Below are 17,534 nucleotides of genomic sequence, written 5' to 3'. Positions count from 1 at the left end.
CTAAAACTGAATTATTTACAATGAAACTCTATTTTTGCAAGTAAAAAAGTTATATCACAGTAATATGAAAAGTAATCCCAATCAAAAGAACTCCTTAAAGCATGTTCTGTTTGGAAGCCTTATTGGCACCACAATTGAATTTTTTGATTTTTATATTTATGCCAATGCAGCCGTATTGGTTTTTCCTCAATTATTTTTTCCCGGTTCAGATGCTACCATGGCAACTTTAGAATCATTAGCCACTTTTTCAATTGCCTTTTTATCACGTCCGCTGGGTTCTGCTTTTTTTGGACATTATGGAGATAAAATCGGCCGAAAATTTACCTTAGTTGCTGCCTTATTGACTATGGGAATCTCGACAGTTACCATAGGATTTTTGCCTGGTTATGCCAGTATTGGTGTTGCCGCTCCGTTATTATTGATGCTCTGCCGATTCGGGCAAGGTGTTGGTTTAGGAGGAGAATGGGGAGGAGCCGTTTTATTGGCCATTGAAAATGCACCACCGCATAAACGTGCCTGGTACGGAATGTTTCCGCAACTGGGAGCGCCAATTGGATTACTGCTTTCAGGAGGAACATTTTTAATACTGACGGATTCAATGAGCAATGAAGATTTTATGAATTATGGCTGGCGGATTCCTTTTATAGCCAGTTCACTTTTGGTTATAGTTGGTTTTTATATCCGAACTAAAATCTCTGAAACGCCATCCTTTGAAAATTCTAAAAATGCACATGAAGAAGTAAAAGTTCCGTTTTTAACTTTGGTAAAATCGTATAAAAACCAATTGATTTTTGGAACATTAGGAGCTGTGACAACCTTCTTGGTATTTTATTTAATGACAGTGTTTACCCTGAGCTGGGTTACCTCAGATTTAGGTTATGTAAAAAGAGATGCCTTGTTGATTCAATTGTTTTCGGTATTGTTTTTCGCTCTTTTTATCCCGATTTCAGCTTTGGTTGCGGATAAAATTGGCCGTCGAAAAATATTAATTTACACTACAATTGCAATTGCTGCCTTTGGATTTTTCTTTTCATTATTTCTTAATTCCGGAAGCCCGTTTTTGGTAACCGCTTTTGTTTGTATCGGAATGTCTTTGATGGGATTTACTTACGGACCTCTGGGAACATTTTTATCGGAGTTATTTCCTACCACTGTTCGTTATTCAGGAGCTTCGTTAACGTTTAATCTGGCTGGAATTTTGGGAGCAGCATTTGCACCCATGATTGCAATTTGGCTGGCAAGTACGTATGGTTTGAATTATGTTGGTTTTTACCTGACAATTGCAGCTATTATTTCTTTAGTTTCCTTTTTAGTAATTTCTAAAAAAGTACACCAGTTTTAATATTCCTAAAATCTAATTTATAGGGAGGTAACGAGTCATTCGTTACCTCTTTTTTTTTGTAAAAATCTTAAAATAGTTGATTAATTTATGTTTTATGAAATTTTATTTACGTGTTAAGTGTTTGTATTTTAGTGCTTTAAAAATATTTTTAAGAAAATTTTATGATTTAATTTGTTTATTAAAAAAATAATTCACAAAATTTGCATCAGAAAATAAGTAATTAACTATTAATAAACGAAGACAATGTTTGTATTAAACCTTACCTCTCAAAACATCGCATCAGGATCAGATTCTGTTGGCATGTGTCTTCGTGGCTTTTCTCAATCATAGCAAATCAATTTAGAGATATGAACAAGCCCGAAGGAAAATAACTTTCGGGCTTTTTTTATTCTAGACACTTCAGAAATTCCCGAATATCCGAACTGAATTTATCTGTTTCAGATAAAAATGCTGTTGCCTTTATTTTTTAATATCTGGTACAAAAGAAAATAATTTAATTTTTTTTAAATGGAGAATTATTTTTTAGATGATTACATAAACGGTAGTCGTTTAAAATCCAAAAGAAAGAAAAAACAATTAGTCAAAAAAGATTTTGAAAAGCAATTAATTCAGTTGTCGAAACTGGAAAAAGAACTTTGGAAAAAGCGTAATAATTTACCATTAATACCTTTAGAAACACCTTATCAAAAAGGATGGCAGCGTTACTTTATTTTGAGAGAAGATGTAGCTAGATCAAACGATGCGTTATTTTATAACAATTTGCTCGAAAAAATAAATACAGTACAATACTCTTCTGAAAAATCTTTTAAGAAAAAGAAAAAAAAGAGCAGAAAGTACGTCTGTAATGATAGATCACAATTTTTGAAAGAGTTTTTTGAATATGAATGGGCGAGTCCAAAGTTAGACTTGACAGAAAAGGAAAAAGCACATTTTCATAAAGTTCAACGCTGGTGGCCAAATTGGAAATGCTACAGAATTCATTATGTGTTTGATGAGCCATGGCGATTCGTTTTTCGGGTCAGACCCAATATGATAACGCATACCAAAATGGTTGACGCTGATTTGGAAAGTGAAATTGATCAGTTGGACAATTACATTACAAGTAATTTTTTACGGAATTCGATGGTACGAATTGTACACGGCCGTGTAAAACACAAAAGATGGAAAGAAAAAGAAATCTCAAAATATCAAGACCCTTTGACTAATATACAAATTCATGCGATGATGTATGAATTTAATGAAGAGAAAGAAAAATCAAATAATGAGTTATTTAAACTCAAAAGATAAAGATAATGGGAAATAAATTATCCGGAAAAGACCTGATTAAAATAGGTTTTCCAAAAAATAATAGTATCAATATTGCCTTGGGGCAAATCAACCGATACAGAAAACGAGAAAAAAAAGAAAGTATATTAACCGAAGCCAAAGAAGTTTTACTGTTTCCGGAAAAATTTACCGGACACGGAACCTGGGGAAAAGTTGCCGAAGGATTGGTAAATCCGGTACAAGTGAGAATGCATCAGCTTAACAATACAAGAGCGCCTTTCTCAATTTTCGGAGAAAATGAAATTGATGAACAGGCAAAATATCAATTGTATGATTCCTTAAAACTGCCAATTTCAGTAGCAGGAGCTTTAATGCCGGATGCGCATTCCGGTTACGGATTACCAATTGGCGGAGTTCTGGCAACAGATAATGCCGTGATCCCGTACGGAGTTGGAGTAGATATTGGCTGCCGAATGAGTTTGTCAATTTTTGATATACCAGCTTCTTTCTTTAAAGGAAAAGAGCATCAGCTGGAAGCTATTTTAAAAGACAATACCAAATTTGGAATGTATGAAACCCACACCATTCGCACAGATCACGAAGTATTTAGCAGAAATGAATTTCAGGATATTCCGCTTTTGAAAAACCTTTTGAGTAAAGCTTACAAACAATTAGGGACATCTGGTGGAGGAAATCACTTTGTTGAATTCGGAATTGCAAAAATCACCGATCCGCTTAATGAATGGAAGATTGGAGTTGGTGAATATTTTGCAGTGCTTTCGCATAGCGGTTCCCGTGGACTGGGTGCTAATATCGCAAAGCATTATACCTATCTGGCAACCAAACAATGTCCGCTGCCTAAAAATGTGCAGCATCTGGCGTGGCTCGATCTGAATACGCATGACGGTCAGGAATACTGGCTGGCTATGAATTTAGCAGGTGATTATGCCAAAGCCTGTCATGATGATATTCACCGTCGAATTGCAAAAGCGATAGGAAAACGTGTTGTTGTAACCATTGAAAACCATCACAATTTTGCATGGAAAGAAATGGTAAACGGCAAAGAAGCTATTGTACATCGAAAAGGAGCAACTCCTGCAAATACAGGTGAACTAGGTATTATTCCGGGTTCGATGACTGCTCCCGGGTTTATTGTTCAGGGAAAAGGAAATCCGGAAAGTTTAAACTCTGCTTCTCATGGTGCAGGGCGATTGTTTTCTCGTAAAAAATGCAAGGAATCATTTACCCAAAGCGAGATTAAAAAAGTCCTGAAAGCAAATGATGTGACTTTAATTGGAGGTAATATCGATGAAGCGCCAATGGCGTATAAAGACATTAATAAAGTAGTGGCTAACCAAACGGAATTGGTGGATGTGTTAGGAACATTTACACCAAAAATCGTTAGAATGGACCGATAATTATGGAAAAAATAATTCAAATAACATCAGGGCGCGGTCCGGCTGAATGTACCTGGGTTGTGGCTCAGGTGCTGAAAACTTTCCTTGAAGAAGCAAATGACAATAAAATAAAAACGACTTTGCTTCAGAGGGAAAAAGGAATCGAAAACGGAACAGTAGAAACAGCCACAATTTTGCTGGAGAGCAATAATTTAAAAGATTTTGTGAGTTCGTGGTTGGGCACTGTTCAGTGGATTGGGAAGAGTCAGTTTAGAAAATTTCATAAACGTAAAAATTGGTTTATCGGAATTTTTGAAGTTGATAAAGCAACAACAACCGAAATTGCAGAAAAAGATATTCAGTATCAGGCGATGCGAAGTTCCGGTGCCGGAGGACAACATGTAAACAAAGTAAGTTCAGCAGTACGGGCGACTCATGTTCCTACAGGAATTAGTGTAGTGGCTATGGATTCAAGATCTCAGCACCAGAATAAAAAACTGGCAACCGAAAGATTGCTTCAGAAGTTTAAGGACGAAACCGTAAAACAATTCAAAGCCGAATTTCAGGCACAGTGGATGAACCAATTACAGATTCAGCGTGGGAATCCGATTCGGATTTTTGAGGGTTCAGATTTTAAGAAACAAAAACAAGTTAAAAATTACAAACAGGAACGGCAACGATTAAAACGGGAGGATTATTTCGACCGGGACTAATGATAGAATTTGCATTTCCAAATAGAAAAAATTATGAAAACAGTAGATAAATATCTTTTTCAGGCATTAGACAATTATCCATATTGGTTGGAAGGAACCATCGAATCGTTGGATTACGCCTTATCTTACGATGATAAAAATACAATGGCGTTATGTTTATACGGGCAGGTTTTTTCAGATCAGTTATCCAAATATGAAGAGGCAAAAGAATATTTTCAAAAAGCACTTTCGATTAATATTCATGCTTTAGAGGTGTATCCTTTTTATATTCATACTTTAATTTTAAATGAAGATTACGAAGAAGCAATGAAACTGATTGATTTTGCATTGACTGTCAAGGGAATCAATAAAACAGAAATTCTTTTGAAGAGAATCATACTTTTAGAACGTCAGCAAGAATTTAAAAAAGCATTGAAAGTGATTAAAAAGGTAAAACTTACAACAATCAATACTTGCTATGATTATGCGATTGAAGAATCTGAAAAAAGGCTGAACAAAAAACTGAATGGCGATTCAAAAAAAGACAAGTCGGCGAAGAAGAAAAAGAAGAATAAGTAAATAATAAAGGATGTCGACTGACATCCTTTATTGGTTTTAATTTTATCGTTTAAGGCTAAAATGCCCTCTGTATTCTGTTCCGTTGAATCGGGTTACGGTAAACCAATAATCTGAAGCTGTCATATCGTGCCCATTATAAGTTCCGTCCCATTCGCTATTTGGTCTTAATTCTTTAAGGAATTTGCCATATCGATCAAAAATCCGGACTCCGGTATTGGGTTTTAAATAAGCAAAATCAATTGTCCAGGTATCATTATGGGTATCATTATTTGGAGTAAAGAATTTAGGGTAGGGAAGTTCCTCTATAAAATTGATACAGTCAGCTGTTGTAGCTCCAAGAATATTTATTAAAACAGGTATTCTTTCGCTTTCGCAATTATTTACGGTTTGGGAAGCATAATAGGTAATTCCGTTTTCGAGTAAAGTTGATTCAGATAAAGAAACAGAAGACGAAATACTTTCAAACCATTGTATATTTTGTCCCTCTATATCAATATTACTAATTTTTGCATTTTTTTGGATGCAGAATGTTTGTGGCGAATCAGCAATTGGAATTTGAGTATCCTGTATTTTTACATTCACAGCCAATCTTTCACTTTCGCAGTTGTTCAATGTTTGTGTAACGTAATATGCCTTATTCTGAAGTGAAGTTGTTTGCGTTAAAATATTTCTATTTGTTGCGGAATCGTACCATTTTAGAGCTGTTCCGGTTATGTTCAAATTAGCAATGGTTGCATTTTGATCTATACAAAATTGTTGATTACGATTTCCGGTTGGTAATGCTGTGTCGTAAACTTTAACCGAAATCGCTGTTCTGTCACTTTCGCATCCTACCGTTTGAGAAGCGTAATACGTTCTGTTGTTTTCCAGCAAAGTCGTATTTGGTAAAGTGGCTGCTGCAATATTTGTATCGTACCATTTTATATTTTGTCCAGCTATTTGAATGTTATTAAGAGTTGCGTTTTCGCTTTTGCAGAATTCCGTATCTCCATTCGTTATTGGAGCTGAAGGTGTATTTACAATTGAAATTGTAACTCCGAATCGCGGTCCTTCACAACCGTTTATAGTTTGTGAAGCATAATAAGTTCTGCCATTTTGAAGATTTATTGTTTCAGCTAATAAAGAACCATTGTTTAAGGCATCATACCATTTTATTTGAGTCCCTGTAATTTGAATATTGGCAATGGTTGGATTTTGTCCTGTACAAAACGGCTGATTTATATTTCCTGTTGGAGGAAGAGTATTTTGAATATTTATTGTAACCGGAATCCTTGCGCTTTCACATCCATTAATAGTTTGAGAAGCATAATATATCAAGCCATTTTGCAATAAAGTTGTCTCTGGTAAAAGTGATCCTGCTGTTTGATGGTTGTACCATTTTATATTTTGTCCCGTAATTGCGATATCATCTAAAGTGGCATTTTCTTCTATACAGAACGCCTGTGAAGTATTAGCGAAAGGAAGCGGTTGACTTGTTATAGTAACAGTTTGATTTTGATAAGAAGTATTTCCGTTTCCGTCATTGTAATTCCAAACAATAGTATAGGTTCCCGGAAGTGTGTATGATAATGGATTTGTAGTTACTCCTGTAATTATCCCTGCGCAGGCGTCTGTGGCCGTTGGGATTGTGGTTATGCTTGTATGGCAATCGCCAGTTATTGTTGGCAGTGCTGCTAAATCTGGAATTGGTTTTTCGATATCGCCAATTAAAACATTTATTTTTATTGTGTTGTCACAGCCTACTGATCCAGTAATTAAACAGCTATATTCTCCGCTATTATTTGCTGTTGCATTTGGTATGGTTGGATTTTGGTCTGTAGATGTAAATCCATTTGGACTTGTCCACAAATAATTTGTTCCTCCAGAAGCTTTTAGCTCTAATGTTTTCCCAATGCATACAGGAGAATTGCTTTTTGCGTCAGGAAAGTTGTTTATAGCCGATTCTTCAAATTTCATTAGAAAATAATTGCTAAAATCTCCAAGCACAACAGATTGGTATGAACTTGCATCTGCAATACCATTATTTGCAGATGATATTCCGCTAACAAAAATCATATTAGTATTGTCTAGCGCTATTCTTGTAGTTTTAAATGTACTATCTCCGCCTACATATGTTCCCCATATTAAATTCGCTTCTTTGGAAAATTTTCCAATATATCCTTGAAAATTACCATTAGGCTTGTAAGAACAAGAATTTGTTAATTTAGAGTAAGATAAGCCAAAATTCGTACCTCCTATGTAAAGCGAATTGTTTTTAAAAATAATTGAATAAGGATAGACTTCTCCTAAATATGTCCCCCAAATTCTTTGGCCATTTGTATTTAATTTAGCAAAAAAACCTTTATACATAAAACGATTAGAGCTTTCGAAGCTTTGTGGACTTGTCATATTGACATCACTTGCTGTCTGACCTCCAATATAAACATTATCTTCGTCATCAATTTCTACCGAGTAAATATCATCAACTTTTTCTCCTCCATAAAAAGTAGACCATAATCTTTGTCCATTAATAGAAAATTTATAAACAAATCCATCTGGATGACCACTTTCATTATGTGCTTCTTGAAATACGCCGCTTGTTGTGATGTTATTATAACTATATGTTGAACCAGCAATCGCAATATGATTATTTCTTATTGCTATCGCTTTTATATCATCGCTGTTTTCACCTCCAACATAGGTACTCCAAATTAAATTTCCTCCAGAATTAAATTTGGCTAAAAAACCGTCAGTACTTGAAGTTTGTGGATTATTTGATTGCGTTTGAAAATTACTATTGAAACTGATACCTGTTTTACTGGTTGTTCCACCAGTTATATAAATGTTATTATCATTATCTATAGCTAAAGCATTAGAAACATCAGTAAACTCTCCTCCAAAATAGGTTCCCCAAATCCTAACGCCCAAATTGCTAAATTTAACTAAAAAAGCATCTGTAGGCCCACTTAAATTAGGTTTTAATGATCCTGTTGTACTTATATTAGTTTGAGATTGAGTACCACCAGTTATGATAACATTATTTTGAAGATCTATTTTTATACCCGTTATATCATTAAAATCCTGTCCTCCATAATAGGTTCCCCACAAACGATTTCCGTTTTGACCAAATTTTTCAATTATTCCATTCATGGTCAAATATGCAGACTGCGGAATTGAAGTCTGGTGTGCACCTGTAGTTGCGTAGGACGAATTTGTAACAGTTGAGCTTCCTGATACATATACATTTCCAGAACTATCAGTACTAACATTTGACGGGTTAAGAGAGATATGTATATTTCGTTCATCTCCATAAAAGGTTCCCCAAAGTCTCGTTGGTACAGGATCAATAATAACAGTTTTCCCATCTACAGCATCTGATGTATCAAACCCATAAACATTATTTTTAATCTTCCTATATTCAACAGTAACTTCTTTTTTACAAGTCCCATCTTCAATCCAGCTTGCAGGAAGTATTTCTTCCATTTTTCCAAAACAAACATTCATCTGGATTTTATTATCAACCAAAGCCGTTTCGGCACCATTAAATTTTAATTGGATGTCTGAGATTTTTCCTTTAGGACGAATCACAAAATTATATTCAACCGTTTTTTGAGGATCGTCAGGAACGGTAAAAACAATATCAATATTTGGATAAATATTTTTGTAAGTTATCTGTTTGTATTGATGAACGCCAACAATCCCCTCCGGTTTGTTTGGAACATTATAGTAGTTGTCAAAATCTTTTGATTCCTGATCTGTAATTAACGCAACTTTAGAATTTGAATTAACAAAGTCAATGTCAACTCTGTGAAATTTATATTCCAGACTATATTCAGGTTCTTTGTCTTTATCTTTTTCCGGAATCTGATATGGAAATGTTTTCGATGTTTTTGAAGGAGAAACAGGAATCTTTTTTACTTCATAAATATCATAAGAAAATCCGTTTTTCTTTAACTGAACATTTAATCCGTTAGAGTTCAATAAATATTTTACAGCTGTATTTGGTTTTCCTTTTTGGTCCATAATCTGACCTTTATTTTCTTTAAATCCAATGGACTGATTTTTGTTTTGAGAAAATAATGTAAAAGTGCTTATAAAGAAAAATAAAAGTAGCGTATGTTTCATCCCGATAATTTGAATCGCCGCAAATGTAATTAAATATCTACAAAATAAAACCAAAACAAGCTGTTGAATCTTTTCCTGAAAACAAAATAAATATCCCGTATTTTTGCAGAAAAATAACTCCTTTTGAAAACAAAACTTTTTGTAATCACCCCGCCATTTACCCAACTGAATACACCGTATCCGGCAACGGCCTATATAAAAGGTTTTCTAAATACCAAAAACATCGAATCGGTTCAGGCTGATTTGGGAATTGATGTGATTTTGGAATTGTTTTCAAAGAAAGGGCTGCAGGATTTGTTTGCATCCATTAACCAACAACCAATAAGCGATAACTGCAAAAGAATCTTCGCTTTACAGGATGAATATATTAAAACGATTGATTCGGTAATTCAGTTTTTGCAGGGGAAAAATCCAACTTTGGCACTACAGATTTGTCAGGAAGATTTTTTGCCGGAAGCCTCCCGTTTTGCTCAGCTGGAAGAACTTGACTGGGCTTTCGGAACGATGGGGACGCAAGACAAAGCAAAACATCTGGCGACTTTATATCTGGAAGATATTTCAGATTTTATTGTAGAATGTGTCGATGAAAACTTTGGTTTCAGCCGGTATGCAGAACGTTTAGGCCGAAGTGCCAACTCTTTTGATGAATTGTACGAAGCTTTACAAAAAGAACCGACTTATATTGATTCGATTTTAATTTCACTTCTGAAAGAAAAAATAGAAGCTGTAAACCCAACGTTGTTTTTAATTTCTGTTCCCTTTCCGGGTAATTTATACAGCGCTTTTCGATCTGCGCAATGGGTGAAACAAAACTATCCCGAAATTAAAATTTCGATGGGAGGCGGTTTTCCGAATACTGAATTACGTTCAATTTCAGACAAGCGCGTTTTTGAATTTTTCGATTTTATTACTTTGGATGATGGCGAAGTTCCGATTGAAGAATTAATTTTCAATTTAGAAAACCCGGATTACCATTCTTATAAACGAACTTTCCTTTTAGAAAATGGAGAAGTTGTTTATAAAAACAATTCTTTAAAACACGATTACAAACAAGCTTTCGTTGGAACTCCGGATTATTCTGATCTGCCTCTGGATAAATACATTTCGGTTATCGAAATTGTAAATCCCATGCACCGAATGTGGAGCGATGGACGTTGGAATAAACTCACCATGGCGCACGGATGTTATTGGGGAAAATGTACTTTTTGCGATATTTCATTGGATTATATAAAAGTTTACGAACCTGTTGCGGCAAATTTACTTTGTGACCGAATAGAAGAATTAATTGAAAAAACGGGACAAAATGGTTTTCATTTTGTAGACGAAGCCGCTCCGCCTGCCTTAATGCGTGCTTTGGCTCTTGAAATCTTAAAAAGAAAATTAGCCGTAACCTGGTGGACAAATATTCGATTCGAAAAAAGCTTTTCAAAAGATTTGTGCTTATTGCTAAAAGCTTCCGGCTGTATAGCCGTTTCAGGAGGATTGGAAGTAGCTTCTGACCGATTATTAAAATTGATCGACAAAGGCGTTACAGTAGAACAGGTTGCAAAAGTAACCCGAAATTTTACAGAAGCAGGAATCATGGTGCATGCCTATTTGATGTATGGGTATCCGACACAAACGATTCAGGAAACCGTTGACAGTCTCGAAATGGTGCGTCAGTTATTTGAAGCCGGGGTTTTGCAATCCGGATTTTGGCATCAGTTTGCACTTACTGCTCATAGCCCGGTTGGTTTGTATCCGGAGAAATTTGGCGTAAAAAAAGTAACGGAAAACATTGGAACTTTTGCCAATAACGACATCGATTATACAGATGATACCGGAATCAATCATGATAAATTCAGCTTCGGATTAAAAAAGTCACTTTTTAATTTCATGCACGGAATCTGTTTTGATTACGAATTGCAGGATTGGTTTGATTTTAAAATTCCGAAGACAAAAATCCATCCTGATTTTATTTTTAATGCTTTAGAAGAACAAAGCGATTTCAATACCAAACCAAACGCAAAAGTAGTCTGGTTAGGCGGAAAACCTTTGGCAGAAACCTTTACAAAATCAAAAAAAGGAAAAAGCTGGGAAATGATGTCGCTGACTTTTCATGATAAAAAAGAAAGTTTTACTATTCAGACGAGTAAAGATGAAGGCAATTGGCTAATTTCAATTCTGAATAAAATTTCGGTTTCAGAAACTAAAAATTACACTTTTCAAGAAGTCAAAAATGATTTCGAAATCACATTAGAAGATTTTGAATTATTTTGGTATTCTAAACCAGTTAATACCTTACGGGAATTTGGCTTGTTGGTTTTATAATCAGTATTCCACACATTCCCCATCATTAGGAACAGCCGTTTTGGATAAAAGATTATTTTCGGCCAAAGCCTTTTTTAATTCTTCCCTTGTTGTCGGACAATGGTTTAGAGCCTCTAAATGATTGGCAAAAACTTTCCAGGGTGCCAGCGGCAAATTTAAGAATGTCATTCATTCGCATTAATAATGGCTGCCCAAAATCTAATCTTGCTGTGCCACAGGCTACAGTCGCAATATCAGGTTTTAGTTCGGTAAGGACTTTTTCTGTATCTTTTGTGAAAATGGTATCAGAACTGATGTAAATCGTTTTTTCATTCAGAAGTTCTATAAAAAAGCCCATTACATTTCCCATTAATTTGGCGATAAAGCCATATCCGTGAACGGCCGGAATACCCGTTATTTTTCCGTCCAGAAAATTTTGAGGTTTCCAGTACTCCAAAGTTTGTATCACGGTTAAACCTCGCTGCGTTATCTTTTTTTCGTCTTTAATACTGCAAATCACCGGAATTGATTTTCTTTTTAGAAAAACTTCGCCGGCTTTATCAAGATGGTCCGGATGCAAATGTGTTATCAGACAATGAGTGACTTTACTCAAAATTTCCCTGCTGTTTTTAGGAAGTGCCGTCAGCGGATTTCTTTTTGGCTGATAACGAAAAAGGGTAAAAGGAGCGATAGTTTTCCTTTTACCTAACATGGGGTCAATTAAAAGGACATGCTTTTCTGTTTCAATGACTAAAGTCGCATTTCGTAGATGATGCAGTTTCATATCTAAAAGTTTACTATTAAAAATACGAAATTTTTTATAATCATAATCTGTAAATTACATTACAAACTTAAATCCGATTCCATGCAGGTTTTCAATAGAAATACCTTTTTCATTGGCTAAAATCTTACGAAGACGTGAAATAAAAACATCCAGGCTTCGTCCCATAAAATAATCATCGGTTCCCCAAAGCGCTGTTAAAATCTGCTCTCTCTTTAAAACCGTATTTTTATTGTCCAGAAATAGTTTCAGCAATTCGGCTTCGCGTTGTGTCAGACCAATTTTTTCTTCCGCATTAAAAAGAATAAAATTTTTAGTATCAAATTGATATTTACCAATTTCGTAAATCGATTTTTCGACCTTGCTGTTTTTCTGAGAACGCTTTAGAAAAACTTCAATTTTCAGCATCAATTCTTCAATGCTAAAAGGCTTTACCAAATAATCATCGGCACCCAAACGCAATCCTTTGATTCGATCTTCTTTTAAAGTTTTGGCCGAAAGAAAGATAATAGGAATGTTAGTGTCTATTTTTCGAATTTCTTCTGCCAGTTCAAAACCATCCATTTTTGGCATCATAATATCAAAAATGCAAATATCAAAATGCTGATCTCTAAAAGACTCTAAACCTGATTTTCCATCAGGACAATGAATCACTTCATAATTATTCTGCTCCAGATTATCTTTAGTCAAAAATGCCAGAGTTTCATCATCTTCGGTATAAAGTATTTTGCTTTTCATCATTTTTTATAAGGAATAGATAATATTATGGTAATGCCTTTTGTTAAGTTGTTTACAGCTGAAATTTTCCAGTTTTGTAAGTTGCAAATCTTTTTTACGTAATATAATCCAAGTCCAAAACCATTGACTTCGTTGCTTTTTTCGTTTTGGATCCGGTAAAATTTATCAAATATAAAAGATAAGTTTTTTGAAGCAATTCCAATTCCGTTATCAATACATTCTAATTTTAAAACAGAAGTTTCTTTAATTATTCTGATCGTGATTTCAGGTTTTGTATCACAATATTTTACAGCATTATCCAGTAAATTATAAATTAGGTTAGCAAAATGAAAAGTATCTGTTTCAAGTTGATACTCTTTCGAAAGAGAATCTATTTTAATGACAGCTTCGGGATATTTTAAAACAATATTTTCAATTGTTTCTTCAATAACAGGAATAATTAAAAACGATTCCTTTTTTAATTCTAAAGTGGTATAATCAGATTTGGCAATATTTAGGATCTTCTCAATATGATGATTTAACTTTTGGCCCTGATTGATAATGATATTGGTGTAGGTATGAAGTTTTTTATCTTCTTTGATTAGGTTTTGCTCAGCTAAATATTTCGAAGCAATTAAAATAGAAGATAAAGGCGTTTTAAATTCGTGTGTCATGTTATTGATGAAATCGCGCTGTAACTCAGAATATTTTTTTTGCTGTAAAAGAGTGAAAATAGAGTAAACGTAAATCAGTAAAATAAAAATCAGTAGAATAGATAGTAAAAACCAAAAACGCATCGAACTAAATAAATAAGTAGTTTCGTGCGGAAACCGAACTGCAAAATAATAAACCAGATTTTTGTGTTTAGGGAAATAAACGGTTTGTTTTACTTTTTGCTTTTCAGATAATGAAACGTAATTTCCATAAATCATTTCGTCGCTTTGACAGTTGTACATGGCGTATTCAAAATCTGTCGTGATATTCATTTTTTTAAATTCAGTTTTCAGATAAAACTCCAGAATATCAGGTTCAAAATCATTATCAATGTTTACAATATAATAGTCATTGGCAATTTTCTGTACCGGATTTTGTGCCGGCAATTCGTGATTAGTGCCTTCATATAATTTTTTTGCGACTTCCAGCAGGGCAATATGTGTTTTCTGGCTCAGCTTTTTTTGTTCTAATGTAAAAGCTTCTTTTGTCCACAGTAATTGAGCAATCAATATACCGATAATGGCTATTAATCCGAGGATAATGATGCTGTTGAGTCTGTTTACTTTCAAGGGAACCTGCTTTTTAGAAAGTGTAATATTAATCAAATTTTAAATTAAAAACAGCGGTTAACAGGTCATTAACAAACATTTGAAACCGGTTAACAGCGAATTGATTTTTTGTAAGGTACTTTTGAAATATAAAATTAAACCATTTACCAATTTAAATAAATATACTATGAAAATTTTAAAAATTACAATGTTGGCATTAGCATTAGGATTAATGTCCTTTTCGGCAATTACACCTATAAAAGTGATCGCTTCAAAAGTAGAAAGTAAGTTTGATGCTTCTGCTATTGTATGGAAAGCAGAAACAATTGATGTGGGGCAAATTCCGCAAGGAACTCCAAAAGCAATTGTTTTCGAATTTAAAAATACCGGAAAAACAGCTGTCGTAATTACAAATGTACAAGGTTCATGCGGCTGTACCGCAACAGATTATACTAAAGAGCCAATTCTTCCTGGTAAATCTGCAAAAGTTACAGCAACTTATAATGCGGCAAACAAAGGAGCTTTTACCAAAACGGTTACAGTTACAACGAGTGGAGAAACAACTCCTAAAGTCCTGACTTTGAAAGGAACAGTTATCTAAAATAAAGTTGATTATATAAAGGGGGAAAACTCCGGTCATGTGATGTGACCGGAGTTTTTTTATGCCAAAATATTATTTGAGAATGAATTTGTTTTTACTAAAACTTTTCTATTTTTATTAAAAAAATCATTATGAAAATTTGGTACAGGTTTGCTGTTATTATGCTTGTTTTTATTGCTGTTTCATGTAATTCAAAAGGAGATAAAAAAGAGGGAAACCAAAAAGAAGAGAAGGTTGTAATACCGGAACTTAAGCTTTCAATTGACAGCCTTGCAATCGCGGGATTTTATGAAACATATCCGAAACTTAAAAATTTTCAGGATGAGGTTGCTGCTTTATACATCAAAAAACAATCGACTCAATTATGGCTTGATAACAAAGGCGTTGTTGAGTTCGGAAATACTTTGTATGATAAATATAAAGGTTTGGAAAATGAAGGTTTGAAAGCCAATTTTCCGTACAAAGAAATCAATTCCATTTTTGAAAACAATTCGGTAAACAAGCTTTCAAAAGTCAATACCGATTTGATGATTACCAATTTGTATTTCTATTATGCCGAAAAAGTATACAGAGGTTTTGACGAAAAAACATCGATTTCATTAGAATGGCTGCTTCCGCGAAAAAAACTCAATTATCAGGTTTTAACCGATTCTATTTTTGAAAAATCAACTATAAGTGATGATAAGAAGAGTAAAATGTTCAGCCAGTATTACAAGCTTCGCGATGCACTTCATCAATACAGAGACATTGAAAAAAATGGAGGCTGGAAAACAATTGAAGTTAATGAAGATTATAAAGGTTTAAAATTAGGAGATTCTTCGACAATAATTGGTCAAATCAGAGAGAGACTTTTTGTAACTGGAGATATTAAGGAGGATAACAAAAGTGCTGTTTGTGATACGGTTTTAATGAAGGCAGTCAAAAATTACGAATTGCGTCATGGTTATACACCAAAGAATACGATTTTATTAGAGCATATCAATGATTTGAATATTCCGGTTTCTGACCGAATCAAAACGATTATTGCCAACATGGAGCGCTGCCGCTGGATTGACCCTGAATTGGAAAAAGGCAAAAAGTATATCGAAGTTAATATTCCGGAATTTAGATTGTATATAGTCGAAGATGGTAAAATTACCTTTATATCACCGGTTGTGGTGGGCAGGACAATGACAAAAACAGTTGTTTTCAGCGGAATGATGAATAATATTGTTTTTAGTCCGTACTGGAATGTTCCGCCAAGTATTATCAAAAGCGAAATTAAACCCGGAATGACAAAAGACAAAGACTATCTGGCAAAGAAAAACCTGGAATGGAATAACGGAGCCGTAAGACAGCTTCCAGGGAAAAATAACTCACTAGGGCTGGTTAAGTTTTTATTTCCAAATTCCAGTAACATCTATCTGCATGATACGCCCGCAAAAAGTCTGTTCGAAAGAGAAAGCAGGGCTTTTAGTCATGGCTGCGTACGTGTAGCAAAACCACGTGAACTTGCCATCGAATTATTAAAAGTAGATCCAAAATGGACTCCGGAAAGAATTGACAAAGCCATGCATGCGGGAAAAGAAAGCTGGTATACTTTGAAGAAAAAAGTTCCGGTTTATATTGGCTATTTTACCGCCTGGGTTGATCGCGAAGGGCAGCTGAATTTTTACAAAGATATTTATCAAAGAGACGAAAGTCTTATCAAGTTATTGACAGAAGAGTGAATAAGGCAGCTAAGTTAATTTTTTACGCAGATTTTGGCAGATTACATTAGATTTAAAAAGATTTAATTAGATTTTTTTTGGCATGTCTCAATGAAAAAATCTAATTAAATCTTTTTAAATCTGCGTGAAAAAACATTTTGTAAAATTCTTAGCATGTTTGCTAAAGGCGCCTCGGGTTGTGAAAAATTATTCAGACAAAACATCAACACATTTATAAAAACGTCGGGTATAATGCTCTTCATCAAGTGCCGTGATCGTAACTTTTTGTGCTTTTCCGGAGGATGCGTGTATAAATTTGGACTGCATTCCGTTAGCTTCACAGATGATGCCAACGTGCCCTATAACATTTCTGTCTTTGTATCCATAAAATACTAATACATCTCCTACTTTAAATTCCTCAGGTTTTAAAGACTTACCTATGTTTTTATAACCACCTGAACTTCTCGGTAAGGTTAAACCAAAATTTTTGAAGACATAATAGACAAACCCCGAACAGTCAAATCCTTTGCCGGGATTGCTGCTTGCATATAAATATCGTGTTCCTAGATGTTGTTTTGCATACGAAATAATTGAATCCCGCTCAATTGCAGTCTGGATTTTAACCGAATCAGATTGCATTTTATTGTTTTTTTTTAAAGTAAAAGAAGAAAACAAAATAATAAACAGAAGAAGTAGGACAGGAACAGTAGTTTTCATTTTTGGGGCAGATAAAAATATTAGTTTATAAAGATAAGGCGTTTAGTCAGAATATCAAAAAAGAGGTGAAATCGGACAAATGCTTTTTGGTGTTTTTTT

Annotated in this window: 13 protein-coding genes; 8 read left to right on the top strand and 5 right to left on the bottom strand. The window is 34.3% G+C overall.

The window, feature by feature from the left end:
• Positions 1-64: 64 nt before the first annotated feature.
• The 5 genes from FLACHUCJ7_RS11640 to FLACHUCJ7_RS11620 all read left to right on the top strand — a co-directional run bounded on the left by FLACHUCJ7_RS11640 (position 65) and on the right by FLACHUCJ7_RS11620 (position 5,276).
• On the top strand, positions 65-1,342 hold the full coding sequence (locus FLACHUCJ7_RS11640; protein WP_180909017.1) for an MFS transporter: 1,278 nt from the start codon (positions 65-67) through the stop codon (positions 1,340-1,342).
• Between the two features lie 507 nt (positions 1,343-1,849).
• Complete coding sequence (locus tag FLACHUCJ7_RS11635; protein ID WP_180909016.1) at positions 1,850-2,629, top strand: hypothetical protein; 780 nt, start codon at positions 1,850-1,852, stop codon at positions 2,627-2,629.
• 5 nt (positions 2,630-2,634) lie between these two features.
• On the top strand, positions 2,635-4,026 hold the full coding sequence (locus tag FLACHUCJ7_RS11630) for an RtcB family protein (protein WP_180909015.1): 1,392 nt from the start codon (positions 2,635-2,637) through the stop codon (positions 4,024-4,026).
• A 2-nt stretch (positions 4,027-4,028) separates the two neighbouring features.
• Positions 4,029-4,718, top strand: coding sequence for a peptide chain release factor H (gene prfH, locus FLACHUCJ7_RS11625; protein WP_180909014.1), 690 nt, complete (start codon positions 4,029-4,031; stop codon positions 4,716-4,718).
• Positions 4,719-4,751: 33 nt separating this feature from the next.
• Positions 4,752-5,276, top strand: coding sequence for a hypothetical protein (locus FLACHUCJ7_RS11620; protein ID WP_180909013.1), 525 nt, complete (start codon positions 4,752-4,754; stop codon positions 5,274-5,276).
• Positions 5,277-5,318: 42 nt separating this feature from the next.
• Here the strand turns inward: FLACHUCJ7_RS11620 and FLACHUCJ7_RS11615 are convergent, their stop codons facing one another.
• Positions 5,319-9,380: a DUF7948 domain-containing protein gene (locus FLACHUCJ7_RS11615; RefSeq protein ID WP_180909012.1), complete on the bottom strand. Its 4,062-nt coding sequence runs from the start codon at positions 9,378-9,380 to the stop codon at positions 5,319-5,321.
• A gap of 123 nt (positions 9,381-9,503) precedes the next feature.
• Here FLACHUCJ7_RS11615 and FLACHUCJ7_RS11610 point away from each other — a divergent pair, with 123 nt between their 5' ends.
• Complete coding sequence (locus tag FLACHUCJ7_RS11610; RefSeq protein WP_180909011.1) at positions 9,504-11,690, top strand: B12-binding domain-containing radical SAM protein; 2,187 nt, start codon at positions 9,504-9,506, stop codon at positions 11,688-11,690.
• Positions 11,691-11,742: 52 nt separating this feature from the next.
• Here FLACHUCJ7_RS11610 and FLACHUCJ7_RS11605 read toward each other — a convergent pair whose 3' ends face one another.
• Genes FLACHUCJ7_RS11605 through FLACHUCJ7_RS11595 form a run of 3 tightly spaced genes read right to left on the bottom strand, consistent with a single transcriptional unit; the run spans position 11,743 to position 14,450 of the window.
• Positions 11,743-12,453 carry an MBL fold metallo-hydrolase gene (locus FLACHUCJ7_RS11605; protein WP_230408813.1) on the bottom strand — a complete coding sequence of 237 codons (711 nt, stop codon included), beginning with the start codon at positions 12,451-12,453 and terminating at the stop codon, positions 11,743-11,745.
• 54 nt (positions 12,454-12,507) lie between these two features.
• Complete coding sequence (locus FLACHUCJ7_RS11600) at positions 12,508-13,191, bottom strand: response regulator transcription factor (protein WP_180909010.1); 684 nt, start codon at positions 13,189-13,191, stop codon at positions 12,508-12,510.
• Positions 13,188-14,450: a sensor histidine kinase gene (locus FLACHUCJ7_RS11595; RefSeq protein ID WP_180909092.1), complete on the bottom strand. Its 1,263-nt coding sequence runs from the start codon at positions 14,448-14,450 to the stop codon at positions 13,188-13,190. Before FLACHUCJ7_RS11595 ends, FLACHUCJ7_RS11600 begins: the two co-directional genes overlap by 4 nt.
• A 166-nt stretch (positions 14,451-14,616) precedes the next feature.
• Here FLACHUCJ7_RS11595 and FLACHUCJ7_RS11590 point away from each other — a divergent pair, with 166 nt between their 5' ends.
• A complete protein-coding gene (locus FLACHUCJ7_RS11590) occupies positions 14,617-15,030 on the top strand; it encodes a DUF1573 domain-containing protein (protein ID WP_078227904.1) in 414 nt (137 codons plus the stop codon).
• Between the two features lie 131 nt (positions 15,031-15,161).
• Complete coding sequence (locus FLACHUCJ7_RS11585) at positions 15,162-16,739, top strand: L,D-transpeptidase family protein (RefSeq protein WP_180909009.1); 1,578 nt, start codon at positions 15,162-15,164, stop codon at positions 16,737-16,739.
• 186 nt (positions 16,740-16,925) lie between these two features.
• Here the strand turns inward: FLACHUCJ7_RS11585 and FLACHUCJ7_RS11580 are convergent, their stop codons facing one another.
• Entirely contained in the window at positions 16,926-17,435 is a 510-nt protein-coding gene (locus FLACHUCJ7_RS11580; RefSeq protein ID WP_180909008.1) for a C40 family peptidase, read from the bottom strand.
• Positions 17,436-17,534 lie beyond the last annotated feature (99 nt).

The sequence above is a fragment of the Flavobacterium salmonis genome, from assembly GCF_903819435.1.
Lineage (GTDB): Bacteria > Bacteroidota > Bacteroidia > Flavobacteriales > Flavobacteriaceae > Flavobacterium > Flavobacterium chungangense.
The sequence above is the reverse complement of the archived record's forward strand: the minus strand, read 5'-3'. Positions and strand labels throughout refer to the sequence as shown.